The 7,966-nt window shown below is 70.9% G+C and carries 8 protein-coding genes; 6 read left to right on the forward strand and 2 right to left on the reverse strand.

Annotated elements, in window-relative coordinates; all coding sequences use genetic code 11:
- The first annotated feature begins 177 nt into the window (after nt 1-177).
- A complete protein-coding gene (locus tag RL72_RS13020) occupies nt 178-996 on the forward strand; it encodes a type IV toxin-antitoxin system AbiEi family antitoxin domain-containing protein (RefSeq protein ID WP_082072379.1) in 819 nt (272 codons plus the stop codon).
- A 198-nt stretch (nt 997-1,194) separates the two neighbouring features.
- Entirely contained in the window at nt 1,195-2,097 is a 903-nt protein-coding gene (locus RL72_RS13025) for an agmatinase family protein (protein WP_045251256.1), read from the forward strand.
- Between the two features lie 12 nt (nt 2,098-2,109).
- Here the strand turns inward: RL72_RS13025 and RL72_RS13030 are convergent, their stop codons facing one another.
- Together RL72_RS13030 and RL72_RS13035 are read right to left on the reverse strand one after the other, a co-directional pair.
- Complete coding sequence (locus tag RL72_RS13030) at nt 2,110-2,757, reverse strand: NAD(P)H-binding protein (protein ID WP_045251257.1); 648 nt, start codon at nt 2,755-2,757, stop codon at nt 2,110-2,112.
- Between the two features lie 26 nt (nt 2,758-2,783).
- Complete coding sequence (locus RL72_RS13035; RefSeq protein ID WP_045251258.1) at nt 2,784-3,779, reverse strand: LacI family DNA-binding transcriptional regulator; 996 nt, start codon at nt 3,777-3,779, stop codon at nt 2,784-2,786.
- Between the two features lie 174 nt (nt 3,780-3,953).
- On the opposite strand from RL72_RS13035, the gene RL72_RS13040 reads away from it, so the two are divergent.
- Genes RL72_RS13040 through RL72_RS13055 form a run of 4 tightly spaced genes read left to right on the forward strand, consistent with a single transcriptional unit; the run spans nt 3,954 to nt 7,964 of the window.
- Complete coding sequence (locus RL72_RS13040; protein ID WP_045251259.1) at nt 3,954-5,216, forward strand: sugar ABC transporter substrate-binding protein; 1,263 nt, start codon at nt 3,954-3,956, stop codon at nt 5,214-5,216.
- A gap of 2 nt (nt 5,217-5,218) precedes the next feature.
- Nucleotides 5,219-6,361 carry a carbohydrate ABC transporter permease gene (locus tag RL72_RS13045; RefSeq protein WP_045251260.1) on the forward strand — a complete coding sequence of 381 codons (1,143 nt, stop codon included), beginning with the start codon at nt 5,219-5,221 and terminating at the stop codon, nt 6,359-6,361.
- Nucleotides 6,358-7,233 (forward strand): carbohydrate ABC transporter permease, encoded by an 876-nt coding sequence (locus RL72_RS13050; RefSeq protein WP_045251261.1) that lies wholly within the window; start codon nt 6,358-6,360, stop codon nt 7,231-7,233. Before RL72_RS13045 ends, RL72_RS13050 begins: the two co-directional genes overlap by 4 nt.
- A complete protein-coding gene (locus RL72_RS13055) occupies nt 7,230-7,964 on the forward strand; it encodes a Type 1 glutamine amidotransferase-like domain-containing protein (protein WP_045251262.1) in 735 nt (244 codons plus the stop codon). Before RL72_RS13050 ends, RL72_RS13055 begins: the two co-directional genes overlap by 4 nt.
- Nucleotides 7,965-7,966: the final 2 nt, after the last annotated feature.

Raw genomic sequence — 7,966 nt, forward strand, 5'->3', positions numbered from 1 at the left:
CGATCTGCACACGCCGACACGATCGGCACACGGATCCGGCGATCTCGTGTGCAGATCGTCGTAGCCTGTGCAGATCGTCACGCCCGATCGCCCTCCCCCGTTCGACGCGGACGGGAGTTGTCCACCGATTGCGCAGTCCGGGCCCCGCAGCGACGCCCGCTCGCCGACCATCGTGTGATGCTCTCCCTGACAGACACCATCAGACGTCGTGGCGGCATCGCGCGCGGGCTGGATCTGCAGCGCCTCGGCTTCACGCGGTCGTCGCTCGCCCGCGCGGTGCGGGGCGGCACCGTCGAGCGCCTGCGCGACGGCGTGTTCGCGGCCGGCCCGATCGAACCCGACGTCCGTGCGGCGGTCGCGCATGGGGGCGCCCTCACCTGCGCGAGCGTTCTGACCGCACTGCAGCTCTGGGTGCTGCCCCCGATCACGGGACCGCACGTCTGGCTCGGCGCCGGACGACACGCGCACCCGCACCCGGGCTGCGTCTGCGTCCCGCACTATTACCGGGGTGCGCCGCCTCTCGGCCGCGTCGATCTGGAGACCGCCCTGCTGCACCTGCGGCTCTGCTCCGGCGACGAGGCGTTCTTCGCCGCCTTCGAGTCGGCATGGAGGCACGGGCACCTCGACACGGCGGCACGCCGTCGGATCCGGTCGGCATTGCCGGCCACGGCACGATGGCTCACGGATCTCGCGCGCGGCGATGCCGACAGCGGCCTGGAGTCCTTGCTGCGGCTGAGGCTGCACCTCCTCGGTCTTCGTCTCGAGTGCCAGGTGCGCATCGACGGGGTGGGCATCGTGGACTTCGTGATCGACCGGGTCATCATCGAGGTCGACGGCAAGGCGAATCACGAGGGCACGGCGAAGCGGCACAAGGATCTGGTGCGCGACGCGGCCGCTGCCCGGCGCGGCTTTCGCACGCTCCGCTTCGACTACGCACAGGTGGTGCACGACTGGCCGTCGGTGCAGGCCGCGATCCTGGCTGCTCTGGGCGCGTGACGATCTGCACACGCCGACACGATCGGCACACGGATCCGGCGATCTCGTGTGCAGATCGTCGTAGCCTGTGCAGATCGTCACGCCCCCGCCGCGCGGATGTCTCGTCGGCCAGACAGCGTTCGGGCGAGGGCCGTGGGCGCGGACGGCCGTCGTGGCACGCTGGTCAGCGGACGCCGATCCACCGAGAAGGGACCACCCATGGCACTGTCGCACGATCCCCTCTGGCCGCGCGGCGGCGATTGGCCTGCGTTCGACGCCTCCGCCGACGCCGTGCTGCTGGGCGTCCCGACATGGCGCACCTCCCTCTCCGCCACTGGCGCGCACGCGACGCCGGCTGCCGTCCGCGAAGCGCTGCGCCGATACAGCCCGACGCTGATGGGTCCGCCGATCGTCGACCTGAACGAGGTGCTGCGGATCGCCGACGCGGGCGACGTGCACGAGCCCGACGGCGACGAAGGCGTCGCCCGGGCGACCGCCCGAGTGGCGGAGCTCTCCGCCGCGTCGCGCCTGCTGATCGCCCTCGGCGGCGACAACTCCCTCACCTACCCCGTCGCCCTCGGCGCGGGCGCCACGGGTCTGATCACGATCGATGCGCATTTCGACCTGCGCGACGGCGTGTCGAACGGCTCCCCCGTGCGCCGCCTCGTCGAAGACGCCCCCACGGGGACCGCGATCGACCCGCGCCGGATCGTGCAGATCGGCATCGCCGACTTCGCGAACTCCGCCGCCTACGCGCAGCGGGCGGCCGACTGGGGCATCCGCGTCATCACGCTGGATGAGGTGCGCCGCCGCGGTGTCGCAGACGTCGTCGCCGAGGCGGTCGAGGTCGCCGGTGCCGGGGACGCCCCCCGCATCCACTTCGACATCGACGTCGACGCCTGCGACCGAGCCGCGACCCCGGGATGCCCCGCGAGCGTGCCCGGCGGATTCGCCGCGGACGAGCTCCGCGCGCTCGTGCGCGGGATCGCCGCCGATCCGCGCGTCGTGAGCGCCGACATCGCCGAGGTCGACGCTACGGCCGACGACGAGGACGGGCGGACAGTGCGCCTGGCGGCCCTGTGCGTGCTGGAGCTGCTCGCGGCACTCGCAGGCCGCGCCTGACAGGCGCGGAGCTCAGACCGCGCGCAGAGCCTCGTCGATCGGCACCTCGCCGGCGTTGAACCGGATCGTGCGGCGCCTCGTCGCGGACTCGACGAGGGTCTGCGCGATCACGGCGGCGACATCGGCGCGGGACACGCTTCCGGATGCGTCCGCTGTCGCGTCGATCCGCCCGGTCGGCGCCTCGAGCGTCAGCCTGCTCGGCGCGAGCACCGTCCAGTCCAGGTCCGAGGCGCGCAGCGTCTCGTCGGCGGCGGCCTTCGCCTCCGCGTAGGCGAAGAACGGGTCGGACGGATCGATTCCGTGCGCGGGCGAGGAGCCGAAGTACGACACCATCACGAACCTCGGCACCCCGGCCGCTGCGGCGGCGGCCATGGAGCGGGTCGCGGCCTCGAAGTCCACGGCCCGGGTGCGCGCCGCGGATCCTCCGCCGGCGCCCGCCGACCACACCACGGCGTCGTGACCCGTGATGAGCGCGACCATCTCCTGCTCGGACGCGGACTCCACGTCGAAGACGACCGGATCCGCTCCGGTCGCGCGCACGTCGTCGACCTGGGCCTGGTCGCGGATCACCGCCGTGACCTGGTCGCCGCGCGCCGTGAGGAGAGGTTCGAGGAGCAGGGCGACCTTGCCGTGGCCGCCGAAGATCAGGATCCGTGCCATGACTCCACGGTAGGCGGATCCGGTCGTCAACGCACGACCAGCCGCGGCTCGATCAGCGCGTGCGCGGTGCCCGCCTGCACCTCTCGCGGCGTCACGGCCTCCCCGGTCGGCCCCATGAGCAGCTCGAGCGTCGCGACGGCGACGTCCTCCGGACGCTGCTCCACGCTGGAGAACCCGAGCGCCTCGGCCGTCGGGGTGTTGTCGAAGCCGATCACGGGCACCCGGGCGGATCCGGCCGCCTGCGCGAGCAGAGCCCCGATCGCGAGCGAGTCGCTGGCGCACACGATCGCGTCGACCGTGTCGCCCGCCGACTCGACGGCGGAACGGGCGGCGGCGACGTCCTCCTCCGCCGTCCATCGCGGGGCCGAGACCCCCGCGGCGGCCATCGCCTCGCGCCAGCCGCGCTCGCGGTCGTCACCGGTGCCCGACCCCGTCGGCCAGCCAAGGAACGCGACCCGGGATCCGAACCCGAGCGCATGCGCGGTGGCGGCGCGGGTGCCCGCGGCGCCGTCCACGTCGACCCAGAGGTGCTCGGGCGCAGCGAGGTCGTCCTCCCCCCACGGCCGTCCGAACGCGACGAAGGGCAGGCGCGCGTCGCCGAGCCAGCGCGTGCGCGGGTCGCCGTGGAAGGTTCCGGTGATGATGGTGGCGTCGATCTCCGACCCCTCCCAGAGCTCGGCGAGCCGCGCGATCTCGTCGTCCGGGGTGCGGGCGGCGTAGACCAGCATGCGCATGCCGCGCTCGCTCGCCCGCTCGGTCAGCGCGTGCACGAAGCGGTCCAGCACCACGCCGGAGACGCCTCCGACATAGGGATCCAGATGCACCCCGATCGTCGAGCTGCGCCGGGTGCGCAGCTGCCGTGCCGCGGCGTGCCGCCGGTAGCCGAGCTCGTGGATCGCCTGCTGCACACGCTCCCGCGTCGCCGGCTTCACGATCGCCGGGGTGTTCAGCACGTTCGACACGGTCTGCCGCGAGACGCCTGCGCGCAGCGCGACGTCCTCGACGGTCGGCGTCCTGACCATGTCTCTCCCCTCCGCGGCTCGGGTGGTCCGGGACCACCTTCCCACCTTGACACCCCGCACCCGTGCCGCCTAGCGTATTGGACAGAGAGTTTGATCGTTCAAATTCTGGGGATGGCGTCCTGCCGCCCATGCGAAGCAGTCATCATCACGGATGCTCATCAAGGGAGAAGAGACATGACACGGCACAGCACGCGCGCCGCGATCGGGGCAGGGGCACTCGTCCTCGTCGGCGCGATCGCCCTGACCGGCTGCGGTTCCGGGTTCTCCGGCGGCGACGCCGGCAGCACCGGATCCTCGAAGCTGACCTCGTCCGACAAGCCGCTGAACATCCTCATCGGATCGTCCGGCGACGCGGAGACCAAGGCCGTCAACGACGCCGTCGCGGCGTGGTCGAAGAACTCCGGCGTCAAGGCGACCGTCACCGCGGCGAGCGACCTGAACCAGCAGCTCTCGCAGGGCTTCGCCTCCGGATCCCCCGCCGATGTGTTCTACCAGTCGACGGATGCGCTGGCCGGCTACGCGTCCAACGGCTCCCTGCTCGCCTACGGCGATCTGCTGAAGAACAAGGACGACTTCTACCCGAGCCTGCTGAAGTCGTTCACCTACGACGGCAAGCTCTACTGCGCGCCGAAGGACTTCTCCACGCTGCAGCTCGTGATCAACACCGACATGTGGACGAAGGCCGGCCTGACCGACGCCGACGTCCCGAAGACCTGGGACGAGCTCGCCACGGTCTCGCAGAAGCTCACCGCCGACGGCCACGTGGGCCTGTCGATGAGCGGCGAGTACGCACGCGTCGGCGCCTTCATGGTCGCCGCCGGCGGCGGGCTGATGAACGCCGACTCGACCAAGGCCACGGCCGACGCCGAGGGCAACGTGAAGGCGCTCGACTACCTCAAGGGGCTCCTCAACGCCGGGTCGATGAAGTTCGCCGCGGATCTCGGATCCGGCTGGGGCGGAGAGGCGTTCGGCACCCAGAAGGCCGCGATGGTCGTCGAGGGCAACTGGATCACCGGTGCCATGACCAACGACTACCCCACCGTGAAGTACAAGGCTGTCGAGCTGCCCGCCGGCCCCGACGGCAAGAAGGGCACGCTGCAGTTCACCAACTGCTGGGGCATCTCGGCCGACAGCAAGAACCAGAAGGCGGCCCTCGACCTCGTCGAGCACCTGACCAGCGCGGACAGCCAGCTCGCCTTCTCGAAGGCGTTCGGCCCGATGCCGTCGATCAAGTCGGCCGCGGACGCGTGGAAGAAGGACAACGCCCCGCTCGTGCCGTTCCTGAACGGAGCGGACTACGCCCAGGGCGTGCCGACCGCCAAGGGCGCCAGCGACGTCGTGACCGACTTCAACGGCAAGCTCGGATCGCTCGCGACCGGCGACCCGAAGGCGATCCTCGACGCCACGCAGAAGAACCTGGAAGCACTGACCAAGTAATCATGGCCTCCTCCACCGTGCGGTCTCACCGGCCCGCGTCCCACCCGGGACTGCGGCGCGGTGAGACCGCATCGGGGTGGTTGTTCACCGCCCCGATGCTGATCCTGCTCGGCCTGTTCCTGGTCGTGCCCGTGCTCATGGCGCTCTGGGTGAGCGTCAGCGACTGGGGCGGGCGCGGCTCGCCCTTCTCGGGCGGCGTCTCGTTCGTGGGCCTGAAGAACTACGCCGCCCTCCTGCTCGGCGGCGGCCTCGCCGAGGCCGACTTCGGCATGAGCCTGAAGAACAACGCCTGGTACGTCCTGCTCGTGGTGCCGTGCCAGACCGCCCTGAGCCTCTTCCTCGCCGTGCTGGTGAATCGGCAGATCCTCAAGGGCCGCGGCTTCTTCCGCACCGCGTTCTACTTCCCCTCGGTGACGAGCTCCGTCGCCATCACCGTCCTGTTCCTGTTCCTGTTCTCCACGACCGGAGCCGTCAACGCCGCGCTCGGATGGCTCGGGATCAACGGCCCGAACTGGCTCAACGACCCGTCCGGGATCCTGCACTTCGGCGCCACGTCCGGGCCCGCGGCCCTGACGGAGAACAGCTTCCTCGGCGTCTCCTATTGGGACTGGATCGGCGGCCCCAGCGTCGCGATGTGCGTCTACATCATCATGGCGATCTTCACCACGAGCGGGACGTTCATGCTGCTGTTCCTCGCCGCCCTGCAGAACATCTCCGGAGAGGTGCAGGAGGCCGCCATGATGGACGGCGCGAACGGCTGGCAGCGGTTCTGGCGGGTGACGCTCCCTCAGCTGCGCCCGACGCTGTTCACCGTCCTCACGCTCGGGCTCATCGGCTGCTGGCAGATCTTCGACCAGATCTACACCGGCACGCGCGGTCAGCCGGCGAAGACGACGATCACGCCCGCGTACCAGTCGTATCAGTCGTCGTTCCTCAACCAGGAGTGGGGTCAGGGCGCCGCGATCGCGTTCATCCTGTTCGTGATCATCATCGTCTTCACCCTCGTGCAGCGCTGGGCGCTGCGTGATCGGCTCGTGTCCCGACGGCGCAACCGGCCGTATGCGGAAGCGGCCGAACGCGCCGCCGCCCGCGCGGCCTCGGTCAAGGACGACCGCACGCCCACGACCGAAGGAGCTCCCCGATGAGCGCCGCGACCGCCCTCGTCCCCCGCCGCCGCCGGCGGTGGGGCACTGCACGGATCGCCTCGACCTCGGTGCTGTACGCGCTGCTGATCGCCCTCGCGCTCGTGTACATCTACCCGTTCCTGATCCAGGTGGCCACGAGCTTCAAGACGGATCCCGACGCGGCGTCGAACCCGCTCGGCCTGGTGCCGCAGACCTTCACGACCGAGGCCTACACCCAGCTGTTCCTGCGCAGCGACTTCCCCACCTGGTTCACGAACTCGGTGATCGTGACGATCGTCGTGACCGCGGGCCGCGTGTTCTTCAACTCGCTCGCCGGCTACGCGCTCGCACGCCTGCGCTTCCGCGGCCGGAACCTGGTGTTCGCCGGGCTCGTCGCCGTCATGAGCGTGCCGACGGTCGTGCTGCTGATCCCGAAGTTCCTGGTGATCAACACCCTGGGCATGTACGACTCCTACGCGGGCATGATCCTGCCGCTGCTCGTGGACGCCGCAGGCGTGTTCATCATGAAGAACTTCTTCGAGTCGATCCCGGTGTCGGTCGAGGAGCAGGCGCGGATCGACGGCGCCGGCACGTTCCGCGTGTTCTGGTCGGTGGTGCTGCCCATGGCCCGGCCCGCGCTGATCACGATCGTGATCCTCTCGTTCCAGGGCTCGTGGAACGAGCTGGCCCACTTCATCGTGTCGACGCAGTCCCCCGAGCTCACGACCCTCACCAAGGGCGTCGCGCAGCTCGCCAACGGACAGCTCAGCCAGGGCCGGCAGTATCCGCTCAAGCTCGCGGCCGCCATCATCATGACGATCCCGGTGGCGGTGATGTTCTTCGTGTTCCAGAAGCGCATCATGAACTCCAGCGACGGGGCGGTGAAGGAATGACCGCCGACTCCCCCACGATCCTCGCCACCTGCGGAGGAATGGTGGACGGAGGCTGGCGCGACGCCGCGTACGGCCCGCTCCTGCACCTCGCGATCGAGCTCGCCGGAGTGGCCGGCCGGGCGCCGCGGGTCGCGCACGTGAACACCGCGGGCGGCGATCCCCGCGTCGTCGAGGGCGCCGAGCTCGAGGCGGCCCGCGCCGCCGGAGCCGAGGGGAGCCACATCCGCCTCTTCCCCCACCCGAATCACGAGCGCCTCGCCGAGCACGTGCTCAGCCGCGACGTGATCTGGGTGAGCGGCGGCAGCGTCGTGAACCTGCTCGCCCTGTGGCGCGCCCACGGCCTCGACACGCTCCTGCGGCAGGCCTGGGAGGCGGGCGTCGTGCTCGCCGGAGGATCCGCCGGAGGGCTGTGCTGGCACAGCGGCGGCACGACGACGTCGTTCGGGCCGGAGGCGCAGGTCGTCGCCGACGGCCTGGGCCTGCTCCCCGGATCCTTCAGCCCGCACCACGACTCCCAGCCGGCTCGCGCTCCGGCGTTCCGGGAGGCGATCAGGTCGGGCCGGATCCCGCCTGGACACGGCGTCGAGGAGGGCGTGGGACTGCTGTACCGCGGCGACCGTCTCGTCGAGGTCGTCGCCGAGCGCGCCGGCGCGTCCGCGTGGGCCGTGTCCGCCGACGGTTCGGAGGAGCGCCTGCCGGCCCGCGACCTGACCGCCTCCGCCCACCCCTGACC

It is taken from the genome of Microbacterium azadirachtae, from assembly GCF_000956545.1.
GTDB lineage: Bacteria > Actinomycetota > Actinomycetes > Actinomycetales > Microbacteriaceae > Microbacterium > Microbacterium azadirachtae.